The sequence below is a fragment of the Nocardia sp. NPDC056611 genome (assembly GCF_042792755.1).
GTDB lineage: Bacteria > Actinomycetota > Actinomycetes > Mycobacteriales > Mycobacteriaceae > Nocardia.
Window position 1 is genome coordinate 1,404,483 of record NZ_JBHTVV010000001.1, and the last position, 18,201, is coordinate 1,422,683.

The 18,201-nt window shown below is 69.0% G+C and carries 16 protein-coding genes; 9 read left to right on the forward strand and 7 right to left on the reverse strand.

The window, feature by feature from the left end:
• Nucleotides 1–7: 7 nt before the first annotated feature.
• The 4 genes from ACFRAQ_RS06455 to ACFRAQ_RS06470 all read left to right on the forward strand — a co-directional run bounded on the left by ACFRAQ_RS06455 (nt 8) and on the right by ACFRAQ_RS06470 (nt 2,810).
• A complete protein-coding gene (locus tag ACFRAQ_RS06455; RefSeq protein ID WP_379094835.1) occupies nt 8–649 on the forward strand; it encodes a TetR/AcrR family transcriptional regulator in 642 nt (213 codons plus the stop codon).
• An 89-nt stretch (nt 650–738) separates the two neighbouring features.
• On the forward strand, nt 739–1,050 hold the full coding sequence (locus ACFRAQ_RS06460; RefSeq protein WP_357086311.1) for a hypothetical protein: 312 nt from the start codon (nt 739–741) through the stop codon (nt 1,048–1,050).
• 82 nt (nt 1,051–1,132) lie between these two features.
• Entirely contained in the window at nt 1,133–1,594 is a 462-nt protein-coding gene (locus ACFRAQ_RS06465) for a hypothetical protein (RefSeq protein WP_379094838.1), read from the forward strand.
• A 61-nt stretch (nt 1,595–1,655) separates the two neighbouring features.
• A complete protein-coding gene (locus ACFRAQ_RS06470) occupies nt 1,656–2,810 on the forward strand; it encodes an alkaline phosphatase family protein (RefSeq protein WP_379094841.1) in 1,155 nt (384 codons plus the stop codon).
• Between the two features lies 1 nt (nt 2,811).
• Here the strand turns inward: ACFRAQ_RS06470 and ACFRAQ_RS06475 are convergent, their stop codons facing one another.
• Both ACFRAQ_RS06475 and ACFRAQ_RS06480 read right to left on the reverse strand, forming a co-directional pair.
• Complete coding sequence (locus ACFRAQ_RS06475) at nt 2,812–3,396, reverse strand: QsdR family transcriptional regulator (protein WP_379094844.1); 585 nt, start codon at nt 3,394–3,396, stop codon at nt 2,812–2,814.
• The gene (locus tag ACFRAQ_RS06480) at nt 3,393–4,340 is read right to left on the reverse strand and encodes a patatin family protein (protein WP_379094846.1); all 948 of its coding nucleotides are present in this window, start codon (nt 4,338–4,340) and stop codon (nt 3,393–3,395) included. Before ACFRAQ_RS06480 ends, ACFRAQ_RS06475 begins: the two co-directional genes overlap by 4 nt.
• A gap of 119 nt (nt 4,341–4,459) precedes the next feature.
• On the opposite strand from ACFRAQ_RS06480, the gene ACFRAQ_RS06485 reads away from it, so the two are divergent.
• Nucleotides 4,460–5,626 carry an acyl-CoA dehydrogenase family protein gene (locus ACFRAQ_RS06485; RefSeq protein ID WP_379094849.1) on the forward strand — a complete coding sequence of 389 codons (1,167 nt, stop codon included), beginning with the start codon at nt 4,460–4,462 and terminating at the stop codon, nt 5,624–5,626.
• A gap of 9 nt (nt 5,627–5,635) precedes the next feature.
• A complete protein-coding gene (locus ACFRAQ_RS06490; protein WP_379094852.1) occupies nt 5,636–6,715 on the forward strand; it encodes an acyl-CoA dehydrogenase family protein in 1,080 nt (359 codons plus the stop codon).
• Nucleotides 6,716–7,022: 307 nt separating this feature from the next.
• On the opposite strand, the gene ACFRAQ_RS06495 is transcribed toward ACFRAQ_RS06490, so the two are convergent.
• The 5 genes from ACFRAQ_RS06495 to ACFRAQ_RS06515 all read right to left on the reverse strand — a co-directional run bounded on the left by ACFRAQ_RS06495 (nt 7,023) and on the right by ACFRAQ_RS06515 (nt 15,084).
• Nucleotides 7,023–8,459, reverse strand: a complete 1,437-nt coding sequence (locus tag ACFRAQ_RS06495; RefSeq protein WP_379094855.1) for a DUF222 domain-containing protein — start codon at nt 8,457–8,459, stop codon at nt 7,023–7,025.
• Between the two features lie 91 nt (nt 8,460–8,550).
• Nucleotides 8,551–10,614 (reverse strand): MMPL family transporter, encoded by a 2,064-nt coding sequence (locus tag ACFRAQ_RS06500; protein ID WP_379094857.1) that lies wholly within the window; start codon nt 10,612–10,614, stop codon nt 8,551–8,553.
• 29 nt (nt 10,615–10,643) lie between these two features.
• On the reverse strand, nt 10,644–11,024 hold the full coding sequence (locus ACFRAQ_RS06505) for a nuclear transport factor 2 family protein (protein WP_379094860.1): 381 nt from the start codon (nt 11,022–11,024) through the stop codon (nt 10,644–10,646).
• Between the two features lie 177 nt (nt 11,025–11,201).
• Nucleotides 11,202–14,633 carry a BTAD domain-containing putative transcriptional regulator gene (locus ACFRAQ_RS06510; RefSeq protein WP_379094863.1) on the reverse strand — a complete coding sequence of 1,144 codons (3,432 nt, stop codon included), beginning with the start codon at nt 14,631–14,633 and terminating at the stop codon, nt 11,202–11,204.
• Nucleotides 14,634–14,721: 88 nt separating this feature from the next.
• Nucleotides 14,722–15,084, reverse strand: coding sequence for a hypothetical protein (locus tag ACFRAQ_RS06515; protein WP_379094866.1), 363 nt, complete (start codon nt 15,082–15,084; stop codon nt 14,722–14,724).
• Nucleotides 15,085–15,389: 305 nt separating this feature from the next.
• Between ACFRAQ_RS06515 and ACFRAQ_RS06520 the strand changes: the two genes are divergently transcribed.
• From ACFRAQ_RS06520 to ACFRAQ_RS06530, 3 genes are read left to right on the forward strand one after another with little or no spacing between them, the layout of a single operon-like run.
• A complete protein-coding gene (locus ACFRAQ_RS06520) occupies nt 15,390–16,523 on the forward strand; it encodes an LLM class flavin-dependent oxidoreductase (RefSeq protein ID WP_379094869.1) in 1,134 nt (377 codons plus the stop codon).
• An 8-nt stretch (nt 16,524–16,531) separates the two neighbouring features.
• The gene (locus ACFRAQ_RS06525) at nt 16,532–17,188 is read left to right on the forward strand and encodes a CE1759 family FMN reductase (protein ID WP_379094872.1); all 657 of its coding nucleotides are present in this window, start codon (nt 16,532–16,534) and stop codon (nt 17,186–17,188) included.
• Between the two features lie 28 nt (nt 17,189–17,216).
• Entirely contained in the window at nt 17,217–18,179 is a 963-nt protein-coding gene (locus ACFRAQ_RS06530; RefSeq protein WP_379094875.1) for a DUF5996 family protein, read from the forward strand.
• The last annotated feature ends 22 nt before the right edge of the window (nt 18,180–18,201 follow it).

Below are 18,201 nucleotides of genomic sequence, written 5' to 3' on the forward strand. Positions count from 1 at the left end.
TCGGCGGATGCCCGCCCAGAAACCGCTCCGCCTCGACGCCCGCCGCAATCGCGACGCGCTGGTGACCGCGGCGCGTGAGGTTTTCGCCGAACGTGGGCTCGACGCGCCCCTCAAGGAGATCGCCGCCCGCGCGGGCGTGGCCATCGGCACCCTCTACAACCGCTTCCCGGCGCGCGACGATCTGATCGCGGCCGCTGTCGAGGACCGCATCGAGGCGGGCGGTCGCATCGCGGAAGCCGCTCTCGCCTTGGATGATCCGTGGGATTCGTTCGTGTACCTGGTCGAGAAGATCTGTGAACTACAGGCTCACGACCGCCTGCTCAACGAGCTCGCATTACGCGCCGCGCCCAGTCCGGAGATCGCCGCCCAGCGTGATCGGGGCCACGCCGTCATGCGTGAAATCATCACGCGCGCACAGGATGCCGGGGCGCTGCGGGCGGACTGGGTGCTCGAGGACATCGCGTTCATCACCTGGTCGCACACGCGGGTGGTGGAGCAGACCACGGACATCGCCCCCGAAGCGTGGCGGCGCAATCTGGCGCTGATCCTGGACGGTCTGCGGGCGGAAGCCGCTCACCCGCTACCGGTTCCGCCGATCAGTGAGGAGCAGTTGAACCGCTCGCTGCTCGCCGACCCGGACCGCGATTGAGGGACGAACACCGACCCGAAGAAACGGCGGAATCGGCTCCGGTTACCGTCGAGGATGATCGTTCGTTCGCACGTGTTGGAGGTAGTGAAATGGCTGGGATTCCCGCGGTACCGACGTCGCTGCTCGCGGCCGGTGGACTCACCGGCGGCTTCGCGCTCGCCCAGGCCACCAAGAAGCGTCAGCTCGGCGGTGCGGTGTTCGCGGCGGGCACGGCGGCCGCGTTCCCGCGGTGGCGCAAGACCGTCGGCACCGGTGGCGCGGCCGCGCTGACCGGGCTCGCCATCGGCGCAATGGGCGCCTCGCACCCGCTGGCCAAGAAGATCGGCGCGTGGCCGTCGGTGGCCGTGGTGTCGAGCGTGGTCGCCGTGGCCGCGTGGGCCGCGGTGGATCGCCGCGCCTGATTCATCCGCCGGTCCTCCGGTGTGTGTCGGACCGTAAGGTTCGATCGCGTGCCGGGGGACCGTCCACGCAATACCGTGGAGTATGCGCACTTTCGTTCACCTACTGCTGTTCGCCGCCGCCATCGCGGTGGCGGCCGGGGTCTTCGGTCCGCTCGTCGGCACGGTCGACGCGCGGAATGTTCAGTTCACCGACCTGCGGAACGGCTTCGAGCAAGGCCGGACCCTGGGGCAGATCGGGGCGCAGTCGGGGAGCTTCGTCACCTCACTGGCCATCGGGCTGCTCGCGGTCGCGGCGGTGGTGCTGGTGGCCGCGCTGACCGGGTCCCGCATCGTGGGCTGGATCGGCGTCCTGGCCGGACTGGCCGGACTCGGCGTCCTGGGCTGGCGGCTCGACCAGCGCTTCGACCACGAACTCCGCACCGACTACCGGCACCTGCTCTCCGGCACCTGGGGGCTGTACCTCGTCGCCGGGGGACTACTGCTGTCGCTGCTGCTCCTGCTCGTCCCGCGCGAACGCCGCCTGCCCCCGCCGCCGGGATTCTGAACTCGCGGCTTTTCCGGGCGAGCGACCTGAACGGTGGCCGCGCAATCAATAGAGTCGGGCCATGCCCGGTACACCCGCGGGGTCCAGTCCGCACACGCTCGCCGACATCCTGCCCTCCGTCGCCGCCTCCTTCGGACTCGACCAGCCCAATCCCCTGGCCATCGCGCCCAATCGGGACGTCGTGGTCCTGCTCATCGACGGCCTCGGCGCGGAACTGCTGGGCCGCCACCGCGACCTCGCGCCCACCCTCGCCACCCACGTCCGCACCACGCTCACCGCGGGCTTTCCGGCCACCACGTCGACCAGCCTGACCAGCCTCGCGCTCGGCGCGCCCTGCGCCACCCACGGCATCATCGGCTACAGCTTCGCGCTGCCCGAGGGCGACGGGGTGCGGCTGCTGAACTCGCTGCGCTGGACCCTCGACAGCGCCACCGGCGACACCGCCGTCGAGGCCTACCCGCCGGAATCGGTGCAGCCGCAGGCCAGTCGCCTCGAGGACCTGGCCGCCCACGGGATCGAACCGCACTACGTGATCCCCGGCTACCAGCGCGCCTCGGGACTGACCCGCGCCGCCTTCCGCGCCCCGGGCACCCTGCACCCGGCCTCGAACCTCGATGATCTGCGCGCCGGAATCCTCGCTGTCGCACAGCATTCGGGGACGGCGTCGCGGTTCGCCTACGCCTACTTCGCCGACCTCGACGCCAACGGGCACCTGTACGGCCCCGAATCGCCGCAGTGGCTGGCGGTCCTCGCGGAGATCGACGCCGCGGTGGCCGACCTGCTCGCGGACCTGCCGTCGAGCTGCACGCTGCTGATCACCGGCGACCACGGAATGATCCACGTGGACAACGCCATCGACCTCGACGCGCTCCCCGCCCTGCACCGGGGCGTCCGCCTGATCGGCGGCGAGGCGCGGGTGCGTCACGTCTATCTCGAACACCCCGACGCCCTCGCCGATGTCCGCGCGGCCTGGACCGGGGAACTCGCGCCGCACGCCACCGTCGTCTCCCGGGAACAAGCCCTCGACGAGCACTGGTTCGGGCCGACCCCGCCGACACCCGTGATCGCCCATCGCATCGGCGATCTCATCGCCGTGGCCGAGAATCGAGCCGCGCTGATCCGCCCCGCCCTCGAACCCCTGGAATCCGCGCTACTGGGCCACCACGGGGCCCGCACCTCCGCCGAACAGCTCGTCCCGCTGATCGCGAACCGCTGAATCAGGTTCGCAGCAGCGCGTTCTGGACCTTGCGCAGGCGGTCCACGTCACCGCGGAAACCGGCCACGGCATCGTTGTAGAGGAACGCCTCCCACAACCGGACCAGGGCATAGGCGAGGGTGTCCGGCTCGATCGGCGGCTGGTAGCCCTCCGATCGCGCGCGCTCGATGTGCCGCTCGACGATGCTCACCGCGGTCTGGTGCACCGTCCCGTCACCGCGCGTGATCAGGCGCAGGGCGGCGGTGGACTCGTTGTCGAAGTAGGCGCGCAGCGCGTCATTGGCGACCAGCAGGTCGATGGTCCGGTCCAGCACCGCGGCGAGCCGCTCCCCACCGGTGCCGCGGGTGCGGCGGTCGGCCAGGGCGACCACCTTCTCCAGCTGCCGCGCCACGGCCGCGCCGAGCAGGCCGTCGCGGGAGCCGAACCAGCGGTAGATGCTCGCCCGCCCCACCCCGAGCTGCGCGGCAATGGCATTGACGTCCAGCCGCTTTCCCGCCAGGAACACGGCGATGGACGCCTCGAGCACATCGTCCCGGCTCGCCGACGCCGGTCGGCCCGGCGCTCTCGTTCCCTCCGCTCGTGTCACGCGGACAGCTTAGGAGCCAGGAACTCCGACAGCGTGCGCGCGGTCGCCGCGCGTCCCAGGATGAGGGCCGTCCGCAGCACCTCGGGGTCACGATCGACGCGGCCGATAGCGGGTGCGTCGCGCGGCGGGCGGATCTGCAGCACGGCCGGGTCGGAGGCGAAATCGCGCTCGTCGCTGTGATGTCGCTCGACCCGCGCGAGCCAGGGCTCGACGGTCCCGGGCGCGTGCCGCGACAGGAAGCGCGCCACCACCCGCGACTCCACCGTCGACGGGGGCCGCACGGCCTCGTCGTCCCGGCGCGTGCGCAGCACCAGCACCCGGGTAGCGCCCTGCGCCAACGCCGTTCGCACCGGCACGGATTCCGACAGCCCCGCGTCCACGAACCGCCGCGCCCCGATCCGGACCGGCCGCCCCGCCAGGATCGGCAGGCAGGTCGAGGCCCGCAGCGCCGTCTGCACCGAGCGCACATCGCTCAGCTCCGGGTGCAGGTCGACGGCCGCGCCGGTATCGGCGTCGGTGGCGATCGGGTGGAAGGTGATGGCATTGGCCAGGATCGCCGGGAAATCCATGGGCACGATCCGCTCGTACACGGTGTGCACCAGGTAGTCGGTGTCCACCACCTTGCCGCCGCGCAGCGCCCGCGCCGGACTGATGACGCGGTTGATCACCTCGGGATTCCAGGCCCGCCGCGAATCCACCGCCCGCCCGCACAGCAGCCAGGCCGCGTTCAACGCGCCCGCCGAAGCCCCGTACACCGCGTCGAAGCAGGACAGCACGCCCAATTCCTCGATGGCCATGGCCATTCCGTGCGAGTAGGCGCCACGCGAGGAGCCGCCCTCGATGACGAGGGCGAGACGATGGCGATCCGTGCGGCGACCGGGGGCGCTGTCCTCGCGGTGCCGGCGCGCGATGAGTTCGCCGACGCCGAGGTCGTGGTCGGACAAGGGTGCTCCTTTCGAGGGGCCGGGGGCGTGTCGAGTATACGACCCTATTTGAGACACGGCTATGTCTGTGTATCATTTCCGGCGATGGCGTGGGTAACCACGAAACTGGAGGTCAACGCATGCAACTAGCGCTCACCGACGACGAGCTCGCCTTCCGCGACGAGCTGCGCGCGTTCTATCGGAGCGAAATCCCGGCCGACATCCGCAACCGGCATCGGCACGGACAGGAACTGTCCAAGGACGACCTCGTCACCAGCCAGCGCATCCTCAACGCGCACGGGCTCGCCACCCCGAACTGGCCGGTGGCCTGGGGCGGCAAGGACTGGACCCCGATCCAGCGGCACCTGTGGCACGAGGAGATGCAGCTCGCGTCGGTGCCGGAACCGCTCACCTTCAACACCAATATGATCGGGCCGGTCATCGCGCACTTCGGCTCCGAGGAACTCAAGGCGCGCTTCCTGCCCGCCACCGCCAACCTCGACATCTGGTGGTGCCAAGGCTTTTCCGAACCCGAAGCCGGCTCCGACCTCGCCTCCCTGCGCACCGTCGCCGTCCGCGACGGCGACAGCTACGTGATCAACGGCCAGAAGACCTGGACCACCGGCGCGCAGTTCGCCGACTGGATCTTCTGCCTGGCCCGCACCGATCCCGACGCCCCCAAGAAGCAGGCGGGCATCTCCATGTTCCTGTTCCCGCTCGACACCCCGGGCGTGACCGTACGGCCCATCAAGCTCATCGACGGCGGCCACGAGGTCAACGAGGTGTTCCTGGAGAACGTCCGGGTGCCCGCCGACCAGCTCGTCGGCGCCGAGAACCAGGGCTGGACCTACGCCAAATTCCTGCTCGGCAACGAACGCACCGGCATCGCCGCCGTCGGCCAGACCAAGGTGCGGCTGTGGCTCGCCAAGGAACACGCCAAGCAGACCCGCCTCGGCGACCGCACCCTGCTCGACGATCCGCTGTTCGCGACCCGCCTCGCCGAACTCGAAAACGAGCTGCTGGCATTGGAACTCGTGCAACTACGGGTCGCCGCCGGATCCGCCGACGGCAAACCCAACCCGGTGTCGTCGATCCTCAAACTGCGCGGCACCGAGCTCCAGCAGGCCGTCACCGAACTCCTGGTCGACATCGCCGGCCCGGATTCGATTGCCCGCGAGGACGAGTCGAACGCCGACTGGGCGCGCCGCAGCACCGCCACCTACCTGAACTATCGCAAGACATCGATCTACGGAGGATCCAACGAGGTGCAGCGCGGCATCATCGCCTCGACGATCCTCGGACTGTGAGGCAGCACCATGGATTTCGATCTCACCCCCGAACAGGAAATGCTGCGCGACACCGTGCGGGACCTGCTCGCCCGCGGCCGCGACACCGAACGGTGGGCCACCTTCGCCGACATCGGGCTGCTCGGACTCACCTTCGATGAGGCAGACGGCGGCATGGGCGCCGGACCCATCGAAGCCATGCTGGTCATGACCGAGATCGGGCGCGCCCTGGCCACCGAACCGATCCTGGACTGCGCGCTACTGCCCGGTGCGCTCATCTCGGCCGTCGGCAGCGACGTCCAGCGCAAGGATCTGCTGCCGCGCGTCGCCGAAGGACAGCTGAAACTCGCTTTCGCCCACGGTGAGCCGGGTCTGCGCTGGCCTGCCACCGACACCGACACTCAGGCCGTTCCCGATGGCGACGGGTGGCGCATCACCGGACGCAAGCACCCCGTTTCTCACGGTGACCAGGCGGACGTTCTGATCGTCACTGCTGCCCACGCGGACGGCGTCGGGCTGTTCCTGGTCAAGCCCTCCGATCCGGGTGTGCGTCTGCGGCCGTACACCACCCACGACGGACGGCATGGCGCGGACATCGAATTCGACGGAGCTTCCGCGGAACCGCTCGGCGACGTGGCCGATGCCTCCGATGCCATCGGTGCCGCCATCGCCGCCGCCCAGGCCGCGTTGTGTGCCGAAGCGATCGGGGCGATGGAAGAGGCGCTGCGGCTGACGGCCGAATACCTGAAGACTCGCAAGCAGTTCGGTGTGGCGCTGCGTACGTTCCAGACGCTGACCCAGCGTGCTGCCGACATGTACGTGTCGCTGGAGCTGGCGCGGGGGATGAGCATGTACGCGTCCATGTCGCTGGCCGACGGGGTTATCGATCCGATGGTTGTATCCCGTGCCAAGTTGCGAATCGGGCGGTCGGCCAGGCACATCGGGCAGGAGGCGATTCAGATGCACGGCGGGATCGGTATGACCGACGAGTATCCGGTTGGGCACTTCACCGCGCGGTTGAACGCCATCGAGCACACGCTGGGGGACTGCACCGACCACTTGCGGTACCTCGGCAGTCATGTGGCTGACTATCAGATGGTCGAGATCTGAGGGCAGAGAAGACCGAAGATCAAGAGAACTAAAGACAAAAGACGCCTGGAGAAGGAAGAGAGGGTGGCCGAGCTTGCGAGGCACCCTCACCTACCAGCCCCCTCACGGCTCGGCCGTGCAGCATCCCGGAGCAAGAAGGGTTGAGGGGTTGGGGTTCGGGCTCGAGAAGGTGATGCGTGCAGTCGGTGGGCTGGGATCGGCGGAATGCGGATCCCAACCCGGCGTCAGCCCCAGTCCGGCAGGGCAGGCGACGCAACCACACTTCGCGTCGCTTTGCGCACGCCGGCAGGACACGAGCAGCTCGGTGTCACGCTGCCCGTGAGCGCCACGTTCGGCAACTCGAATCGACGGCAGCGGCGATCGCCTGCCCCACGTGATGACGATCGTTCACGCGTGGGGTACCGGTGGGATCAACACTCTTCGGCGCAATCCAGCCCGTCCGGCCGGGGTAAAGCGAATCTTTACCCATCACAACGGTTTTCCAGCCATCGGGCCCGTCGTTGATCAACGCGTGGCAGTGGTCGCACGCGAGTGTGAGGTTGGTGATGTCGGTCGGCCCGTTTTTGGCCCAGTCGGTGATGTGGTGGGCGGCGCACATGTTGGCGGGTTGTTCACACCCTGGTCGAGTGCATCCCTTGTCGCGGGCGAGAAGTGCGAGGCGTTGGGCGCGGTTGGCGGTGCGGCGGGAGCGGCGCAGGTAGAGCGGCATCCCGTCGCCATCGAGGACCGCGATCACCGGCCGGGTGCCCTCGGCCATCTTCAGGGCCTCGTTGATCGATATCTGGGTGCCCGACGCGGTGGTGGCGACCCCGGTGCCGTTCTCGAGGTCGGACAGGCTCATGGTGAGCACGACCTCGACCGGCAGCCCACGGTGCATGCCCAGGGTCCGCATGTTCACACCCGGCTGCACCAACGCCAGCAACGCGTCATGAGTCCGCTGCCCGGCATCACGACGATCACGACGCGCGGCAGCATCAAGAACACTGTCGGCGATGAACCCACCAGTGGCCGACGGGCTTTCGGGATCTTCGACGTTGCACATCCCGGGACGGGCGAGCTTGGCGAACACCGCATCCAGGCACGCACGCAGCTCCGGGGTGATCCACCCTTCGATCCGCGTCATCCCGTCCACGCCGGGACGGCACAACGTGATCCCACGACGGCGGCGACGGTCAGCGTCCGACACCACTTTCCCGTCGGGATCGAGGCGGGCGAGGATGTCACGGCCGATCTTCAACAGATCATCCGGCCACCCACTACGCGAGTAGTCCACCAGGATCTGCTCCGCCTCCGCGCGAGCTTCGGCGGGCACATCAACCGGCAGGTGGTCCATCACGTCCACGATGTGGCGCACGTGATCCCGCGAAATATCACCGACCGCAAACGCTTCGGCGGTCACCGGCAGTACCGGCGGCGCGACGTGCCCGGTCTGCTGCACGAATTCGCCGCAGTGGTGGGTGATCTTCACCCGCACCGACGCGTCGTAGCGTGACAGTCCGAGGGTGTGGCGCAGAAACGGCACCATCTTCCCCGCGCCACTGCGCGAATGCAGCGACCGCTCCCCGGCTTCGATGATCAGACGGGTATCCAGCGCGGCGAGTTGGCGCTTGCAGGTTTCGAGCTGCTGCATCAACGACACAACATCCTCGTCGGAGAACTCCACCATCTTCCCGCCCTGCACGGATTCGGTCAGGGTCGAGACCGCGGCCGCCAGTTCAGCGATACCGCAGTCGTCGAGTGTCACCCCATTCGAATCCATGCCTCCATTTTACGCCCGCGTGATTATCTGTGTGGCCTGAAATGCAAAGGGGTCCAAGCTTTTCAGATTGCACAAATTAAATAGTTTGCGTCACAATCGGATTGGGAATCGCGCCTTCTTCTCGGGAATCGAGTCGGGTGCGTTGTGGCCACCACATGCGCTCACCCAGATCGATCGCGAGCGCTGGTACAAGCACGGTTCGCACCAGAAACGTATCCAGCAGCACTCCAAACGCGACTGCGAACCCGATCTCCGCCGCGAAAACCAAAGGCAGCGTGAGCAATGCCGCGAACGTCCCCGCCAGCACAACACCTGCCGCCGTGATCGTTCCGCTGGTGGTGCGCACCGCGATCGCCGTCGCCGTAGCGGTGTCATGGTTCGCGGTCTCCTCGCGGATCCTGGCCATCAGGAAGATGCTGTAGTCGATCCCCAGGCTGATCAGAAACACGAAGGCCCACAGCGGGAACGATGGGTCCGCGCCCGCGAAGCCGAGCACCTTGTCGAACACCAGCGCGCTGACGCCGAGAGCTGCCGCGAGAGAAAGGACGACAGTCGCCAGAACCACCGCGGGAGCGACCAAGGCTCGAAGCAGTAGCGCCATGATCGCCAAGACGACGAACAACACCAGTGGCACAACCGTATTGCGGTCGTGGCGGGCGGATTTCTGAGTATCGAGCGCGACGGCGCTGCTGCCTCCAACCATGGCATCGGGCACCGAACGCACCACCGAGCGGAGACGTTCGACGGTTGCGAACGCCGCAGCGCTACCGGTGACATCGGCCGTCGTCACCTCCAAGTAGGCGAGACCGTCCGCGCACACGGGAGTCGACACCGACACCACACCGGGAACCCCCGAAGCCGAGTCCCGCAGGCGATCCGCGTCCGACGCCGGTCCGATGATCTGCAGCGGGTCACCGGATCCGCCCGGGAAATGCTCGAGGAGGACCTGCTCGCCGACCACGGCATCAGGGCGGTTTCGGAAGGTGTCCTGCGCCCGCAGTCCGGACGCGTGCAAACCGAACAACCCCAGGGAGAGGAACGCCAGCACGGCCGCGGTGACCTGCCAGACCCTGCGCGGACGGGAGGTGATCAAGCGTTCGAGGCGACTCCCTCGGCGACTTCCGGCCGGTTCGGGATCGCCGAATCGCGGTGCGGCGGGCCAGAATATCCACCTGCCGCACAGCACGAGCAGGGCCGGATACAGGGTGGTGAGCACCGCGAAGCTGACCAGGACGCCCGTCGCCATCACTGGGCCCAGGCTCTTTGTCGAGTTCAGGTCGGCCACGACCAGGCACAACAGGCTCAGCGCGACGGTGATCGCGCTCGCGGTGATCGCGGGTCCGGCGCGGCGGATGGCCGTGGCCATGGCCGCGTGACGATTCTCCGTGCGCCGCAACTCCTCTCGATAGCGTGCGGTGAGCAGCAGTGCGTAGTCCGTGCCCGCGCCGAAGACCAGGACGGTCAGCAGGAATTCCGTGTCACTGTTGACCGTCAGGCCCGCGTGCGCCGCCAGGAGGTAGATCAGCCCCTGTGCGACGGTCAGGGCCACGCCCACGCACACCAGCGGCAGCAGCCACAGCACCGGACTGCGGTAGGTGACCAGCAAGATCGCTATGACGATCGCGATGGTCACGTACAACAGTGTCGAGTTCACCGCGGAGAACGCGTCCGCCGAATCGGCCCCATAACCCGCCGGCCCGGTGACGTGCACGCTCATGCCCGCATCGGCGACGATGTCGCGGATCGATCGCACCGTCGGCAGCGCGTCCGTGACCCCCTTGACGCCCACCGAGATCGGGACCGCGACTTGGATCGCCTTGCCGTCCTCGGACTCCACGGGCTCCGGGACCGGGCCGTGCACCTGCGGCAGCGTCGCGAACCGCTGCGAGTCCGACTCCGCGCGCGCCCGCGCGGTGGCGCTCGACACCGCGTCGCCGCGCTCGTAGACGACCACCGCCGGATACACATCGGACCCGATGAACTTCCCGGTCAGCTCGGAGACCTTCGTCGACTCCGCACTCTTCGGCAGCCACGTCGTGGCGTCGTTCTTCTCGGCCCCGGCGAGCTTGCCCGCCAGACCACCGGTGGCGACGAGCACGGCCACCCAGAAGACGATGGCGGCCACAGCGATTCGCCGCACGATCGGCGCGGATAGCGAGGACCTCACGGTTACTCGCCCTCCACCGGCACGGAGCGGGTGAGCTGATCGATCCGCTCGATGCGTCCGTCCGGGGACAGGCGGCCGATCATGCACACTTCGGTGGCGGTCGGGCCGGTCGTGCGGAGGGTCGCGAACATTGTGTAGTGGGCCGCGATGCTGTCACCGGACAGCAAGGCTCGATGGATGCGGACCCGGACGGATTCGGCGTTCCTGCGAGCCGGGCGGGCGTGGGCTATCAAGGACTGACGGTTCAGGTGGAGGCCGTCGTTGCGGTAGTCGACGTCGGGGGCGAACCAGCGGTCGACCACGGTGGACGGGTCATCGGGGCTGAACGCCATGTCGTGGGGATAGGTGGTGAGGAACTCGTGCAGATCGGAGTCGTTTCGCATGCGGCCCACACTGCGGGGCGGTGCTCACAGTGAGTTCACATCGCGCTCACACGCATTCACTCGGCGCTCACGTGTTCCGACAACCCAGGCTGGTCGTGGCGCGTCTGGCCCATCCGAAGGGATGACCCAACGTCCGTCGTGCTGCGTACGAGCCTGGCTGCTCGATCGTGCTGCTCATCAACCCCGGTCGTCCGAGCTGCTGTCCCTCGCCGTCCGAAGACTGGCTTCGACCGTCGCGAGTGCCCCGTCGCGTGGGAGAACCCGGGCCCGTTCGTATGCGGCAGTCGCCTGATCGCTGCCGAGGACGGCCGCCAATTCCGTTCGGAGCGCCACGATGTCGGGATAGCGGGCATCCGGCGCGCCACGCAACGCGTGCCCGGCGCCCAAAGCCTCGGCCGACGCCGCCGCGGCCCCTGCCGCCAGGCACACCCGTGCGACGCCGACGGCCACCTCGGCGGCCAAGGGCAGGTCTCGGACGGCCACGGCGTTCGCCCACGCATCCGAACAATGGGTGGCGGCCGCAGCGGTACTGCCCTCGGCCGCGCGCAGCAAGCCCATGCGCAGGCCGAACATCGCCCGGTACGACCGGTCCTCGCGCACCGCCCGCCCGAGATCGGACTCCACCCGCCGCAAACAGCGCACCGACTCTGCCAGATCCCCATCGAACCGAGCGACATCCGCCGCGAGCAGCCGGGTCATGACGGTGTCCCCGGCCGGCAAGGTCTCCTCGGCCAGCGCGGTCAGATCGGCCCGGGCCGCCTCCACCTCGCCCGAATGCAAGCGGATCATCACCAGCCACACCCGCAACGCGACCGGTCTGCCCAGCTCCTCCGCCGCGACCAGCGCCGACGCCATCGCCGCCTCGGCCCCGTCGAAATCCCCGAGCGCCGCCCGCGTGAACGCCAGATACGTCAATGCGGTGGACCAGCCCCACCGCTCCCCGGCCTCCTCGAAACACCCCGCCGCCATCCGCAAATCCGCCTCCAGCCGCGCCACCCCGGACTCGTTCGCGTGCAGGAACGACCGCACCAACCAGAACATCCCCCGAGTCCACGCATCGGGATGCCCCAGCCACGGCTCCACCACCCCGAGCCCCACATCGACTCGTTCGGACGCCAACTCCACCAGCGCCCAAGCCAATTCCGCTGCCCCGTCCGCTGTCGCCGAAGCGGCTGAACCGGAAGCCGATTCCGTCGCGCCCGTCCAGCGGCGGATGTGGTCGGCGGCCGCGGTGAGTTCGGTGGCCTGGGCGGCGAGCATGGAATGCAGGGCGAACGCGGCCGCCAGTGGGGGATGAGGGTGGGCCGTCGGGAGTTCGAGGATCGGGCGCAGGAGCCGGACCGCGTCCGTGTGACTGGCGTGGAGGGCCCAGTACATGCCGAGCGCCGAGCCCAGGCGGGCCGCGGTGTCGGTGTCCGCGGACTCCTGGGCGAAGCGCAGGGCTGCGATCAGGTGATCATGGTGGGCATCGAGGAGCCGGAGCCAGGGGAGTTGGGCGTGGCCTCGTAGATACGGATGGGCGGCTTCGGCGAGAGCCAGGTGGTAGGCCGCATGGGCGGATCTGGTCGAGTCCAGTTCACCTCGGGCCGTGAGGTGCTCCCGACCGTAGGCGCGGACCGACTCGAGCATGCGGTAGCGCGGCTGCGGTGTGGGCAGGGCGGGTTCGGCGACCAGGACGTCGACGAGCTGCACCAGCGATTTGTCCAGCAGCGCTTCGAGTTCGGCGCACGCCACACCGAGACCCTCGGCAGCGGCGGGGGTGAACGGTGCGGGAAAGACCGACAGGCGCGCGAGGGCGGTGCGCTCCGCCTCGATGAGAAGCTCCCAGTCCCAATCCAATACCGCCCGCAGCGTGCGGTGACGGGGGAGCGCGGTGCGGCTCCCGCCCGCCAGCACGGCGAAACGATCATCCAGCCGCGCACGCAGCACCGGCAGTGGCATGACCCGCAGCTTCGCGGCCGCGAGCTCCAAGGCCAACGGCAATCCGTCCAGGTGACGGCAGATCTCGGCGACAGTCTCGAGCAGGCTATCGGTCGGTGCGAGGTCGGCGCGGACCGCCGCAGCGCGATCCAGGAACAGTCGAACCGACGGGAAACCCTCGATATCAGCCGAATCGGGTGGCGGGACCGCTAACGGCGCGGTCTCCCACAGCGTTTCCCCGCCGATCCCCAGCGGTTGACGGCTCGTCGCGAGGACCCGCAGCTCCGGCACCCGCCCGAGCAGCTCCGCTACGAACCGGGCAACCTCATCGACGAGGTGCTCGCAGTTGTCCAGCACCAGCAGCATCGGCGCGGTCGGCAGCGCCTCCGCCAGCAATCCCACCGGATCCGCCCCCGAAGGCTCCACCGTCCGCGACAACGCCACCCCCAGCGCCCCGGCCACAGCCTGCGGGAGATCCGAGGAATCACTCACCGCCGCCAATTCCGCGAACCCCACACCACCCGCGAACCCTCCGCCCGCCATGCTTTCGCCTCGGCCGTGTGCCGGGCTTTCGCCTCGGCTGCTCGTCGTGTTTTCGTCCCGGCCGCTCGTCGTGCCCTCGTCCGCTCGGCCCGCCTCGCCCGGGACCGGTCCGCCCGCGATGTGCCCGCCCAGTTCTCCGGCCACGGCCACGGCCAGTCGCGTCTTGCCCGCGCCGCCCGGCCCCACCAACGTGACCAGCCGCGAGGCTCCGACCCGTTTCACCACCTCCGTCAGGTCGTGTTCGCGCCCGACGAAGCTCGTCAGCGGAATCCGGAGCCGCGCAGCCGGACTTGTGGCGTCGGTCGGCTGCTTCGCCGAATCGCTGTACGCGGGTGTCGACTCCGGCAGCTGCTGCGTGGAACCCACAGCGGTCGTGGCCGGTTCGGGCCCCGCCGCCACGGGGCGGGTCGGCGGCCCGCCTCGCAGGAGCTTCAGGTGCAGGTCCGCGAGTTCCGGGCTGGGGTCCAGGCCGAGTTCGGTGGCCAGCAGGGTGCGGTAGTGGGCGTAGGAGCTCAGGGCTTCGGGGGTGCGGCTCGCGGCGTGGAGAGCCTGAATGTGGAGCAGACGGGGGCGTTCTCGGAGGGGGTGGGCGGTGAGGAGGCCGGTCAGTTCGGTGATGAGGAGGGGATCGCCGGGGCTGGTGGACAGTTCGGCGGCCAGGGCCGATTCGGTGGCGGTCAGGCGGAGTTCGTCGAGGTGGGTGGCGGCAGCGGCGGCGAAGGGCAGGACCGATACGTCGGCGAGGGCGGGGCCGCGCCACAGGGAGAGGGCTTCGCGCAGTTGGTTGATGGCGGCGGAGCGGTCGCCGCGGTCGAGGCGCAGAATGCCGCCGCGGACGAGGCGCTCGAAGCGGTGGGCGTCGACCGAGAGGGCGGCGATGTCGAGGAGATAGCCGCCCGCGGCCGCGTGGAGCGGGACGCCGGCGGGGAGGGTGCGGCGGAGGCGGGAAACCAGCTCTTGCAGTGCGTGTTCGGGGCGTTTGGGCGCGGCTTCGGGCCACAGGTCGTCGATCAGGGTGGGGACGCGCACCGGGCGGCCGGGGTCCAGGGCGAGGCGAATCAGCAGGGCACGCAGACGGGTTCCCGGGACGGGAACGGGCCGGGCGTCGTTCGCCGCTTCCAGCGGGCCCAGGATGGCGATTCGCACTCCGCGAGTGTGGCACGGCGGCACGATCGGCTCGGATATTCGCTCGACCCCCCGAGCGGTCCGGTGGCGTGCGCCGGTAACGGTGTGGTCAGCCGCAGTTGGCGGCGGACAGGACGCGGGTTCGCCGGCGGCCTTCCTCCTCGGCGCAGGCGGTGGCGCGGCAGCGGTTGCTGCGGACCGCGGCGCTGAAAAGCTGGTATTCGGCCGACGGTACGCACACCTCCCGGTACGGATGTCGCTGGCCGACGCGGCGCTGGGGGCCGGGGATGACCACGCCGCGGCGCGGGTCGGGCCCGGTCTCCTGATCTCGCACCCACGACTTCAGGATGTGCGAATCGATACTGGGCAGAAATTCCACCGCACGATCCCATTCCAGGCCCTCCACCTGCATCGGATCGGCGACCGCGGTGACGACGACAGCGTATGCCGCACCGACGGAGTTGTCCGCCATTGGATCTACCCCCTGTCCATGCTCGAGATCTCCGGCGTTGCGCGGGGAATGTTCAGGATACTTCGAAAGATCTTGCACTACTGAGTGTTTCGCTGTACCCGCAAGTGGATTGCGGGTACTGGTCAGTCCTCGGTTCCGGAACGAAGCAGGTGCCGCCCGAATTCGGGACCCGTGGCGGGTGTGGTGGCGCCTTGGCGGCAGTGGCGCGAATCACGCCCCTGTCCCGCTCAGGAATACCCTCCCGACCCGCTATGTTCAAGTGGTTGCCATATCCACCAAATGTGGACGCGACCCGAGGAGGACCCGTGCAGTTCGGAATTTTCAGCGTCGGCGACGTGACGATGGACCCCACCACCGGCCGGACGCCCAGCGAGGCCGAGCGCATCCAGGCCATGGTCTCCATCGCCCTCAAGGCGGAGGAGGTCGGACTCGACGTGTTCGCCACCGGCGAGCACCACAACCCGCCCTTCGTGCCCTCCTCGCCGACCACCATGCTCGGCTATGTCGCCGCCAAGACCGACAAGCTGGTGCTGTCCACCGCGACCACCCTGATCACCACCAACGATCCGGTGAAGATCGCCGAGGACTTCGCCATGCTGCAGCACCTGGCCGGCGGCCGCGTCGACCTCATGATGGGCCGCGGCAACACCGGACCCGTCTACCCGTGGTTCGGCAAGGACATCCGCGACGGGGTGCCGCTGGCCATCGAGAACTACCACCTGCTGCGCCGCCTGTGGCGCGAACAGCGCGTGGACTGGGAAGGCAAGTTCCGCACCCCGCTGCAGGGCTACACCTCCACGCCCGCCCCGCTGGACGGCACCCCGCCGTTCGTGTGGCACGGCTCCATCCGCTCGCCCGAGATCGCCGAGCAGGCCGCCTATTACGGTGACGGCTTCTTCCACAACAACATCTTCTGGGACATGCAGCACACCAAGCAGATGGTGACCCTGTACCGCCGCCGCTTCGAGCACTACGGGCACGGCGCGGCCGAACAGGCCATCGTCGGACTCGGCGGCCAGGTGTTCATGGCCGAGACCGAGGCCGAGGCCAAGAAGATCTTCCGGCCCTACTTCGACAACGCGCCCGTCTACGGACACGGCCCGTCGCTGGAGGACTTCACCGAACTGACCCCGCTCACCGTCGGCACCCCCGAACAGGTCATCGAACGCACCCTGGGCTTCGCCGACAATGTCGGCGACTACCAGCGCCAGCTGTTCCTGATGGACCACGCCGGCCTGCCGCTGGACATGGTGCTGCAGCAGATCGAGATCCTCGGCAAGGAGGTGGTCCCGGTGCTGCGCAAGGAGTTCGAGGCCCGCCGCCCCGCCGGCGTGCCCAGCGATCCGCCCACCCACGCGTCGCTGGTCGCCGCCGGCCCCGACGCCCCGCACCACCTGGTCGAGCCCGCCCGCGAGCGCGTGCTCGCCGAAAAGAACTGAGGCCGAGCATGAGTCGCACACTGGTAGTCCTGACCGCCGGGCTCTCGCAGCCCTCCTCCACCCGGCTGCTCGCCGACCAGCTCGCCGCCGCGGTCTCCGCGGCGGTGGGCGGGCGCGGGGAGAGCCTCGACGTCGAGGTGATCGAACTGCGGGAACTGGCAGGCGATCTCGCCACCACCCTGACCACCGGCGGGCTGCCCACGCCCGCCGTGGCCGCGGCCCGGCAGCGGGTCTCCGACGCCGACGGGATCATCGCGGTGACCCCGGTGTTCACGGCCAGCTACAGCGGGCTGTTCAAGATGTTCATCGACGTCCTGGACACCGACTCGCTCAACGGCATGCCCGTGCTGATCGCCGCCACCGCGGGCACCGCCCGGCATTCGCTGGTGCTCGATCACGCGCTGCGGCCGCTGTTCGCCTACCTGCGGGCGGTGGTCGTCCCCACCGGCGTGTTCGCCGCCACCGAGGACTTCGGCTCCACCGGACTCACCGAACGCGTGCACCGGGCGGCGTCCGAACTCGCCCAGCAGATCGTCGCCGCACCCACCGCGGTGCAGGGCTTCCTACAGGACGAGCCGGTCCGGCACCGCAACTCCGGCAACGGCGTCGGCGCGGTCCGGCCGTTCGCCGAACTGCTCGCCGGGCACACCGGCGACGGGCGGTAACGCATTGATAGCTGAGTAGCATGAGCGGATGGCTCAGGACATACTTCCCGCCATCCCGCTCGACTCATGGCGGCCCACCAAGGAAACCCTGCACCGCTACGCCCAGATCGTGGGCAAAGTGGCCCTGGCCAAGGGGATCAGGCGCAACCACTGGTGGCACATGACCTACCGGCTCACCGCGCGCGGCTGGACCACCGTGCCGCTCGGTACCGCCACCGAAGGCCCCGTCTTCACCTGCTCGTTCGACTTCTTCGACCACGTGCTGCGGGTCTGCAACGACCGCGGCACCGAGGAGGAGGTGCCGCTCACGGGGCAGTCGGTGGCCAGTTTCTACATCGAGACCATGAACGCGCTGCGCAACCTCGGCGTCGAGGTGGCGCTCGCCCACCCGACCCCCTTCGACCTGCCCGACCACGGGCGGCCCTTCGACGAGGACGAGCAACACCACACCTACAACCCCGCCGCCGCGCAACGCGCCTTCCACGTGCAGAGCCAGGTCGGACGCATCCTGGAACAGTTCAGCGCCACCTACTCCGGCAAGATCAGCCCCGTCCAGATCTTCTGGCACACCTTCGATCTGGCCGTGCAGCGCTTCTCCGACCGCAAGATCCCCATGCCCGACTCCGTCGACCTGGTCACCCGCGAGGCCTACTCCCGCGAGGTGATCAGCGCCGGATTCTGGTTCGGCGACGACAAGGTCCCGGCCCCCACCTTCTACTCCTACACCGCGCCCGAACCCACCGGGCTCAGCGACAAACCACTGCGACCCGAACAGGCCAGCTGGGTGGCGTCCGGTTCCGGGCACAGCGCCTACCTGTCCTACGACGACGTCCGCGCCACGGCCGACCCCGTCGCCACGGCGCTGGATTTCTTCCAATCCGCATATGAGTCCGGATCGAGTCTCGCGGGCTGGGACTCTGTCGGTTTGGCCTGCCACAATGGCATCACCGATCCAGTGCTCACCACGCCGCGACTGGGCTGGCCGGAATAACCCGATGCCTCGAACCGTCTCT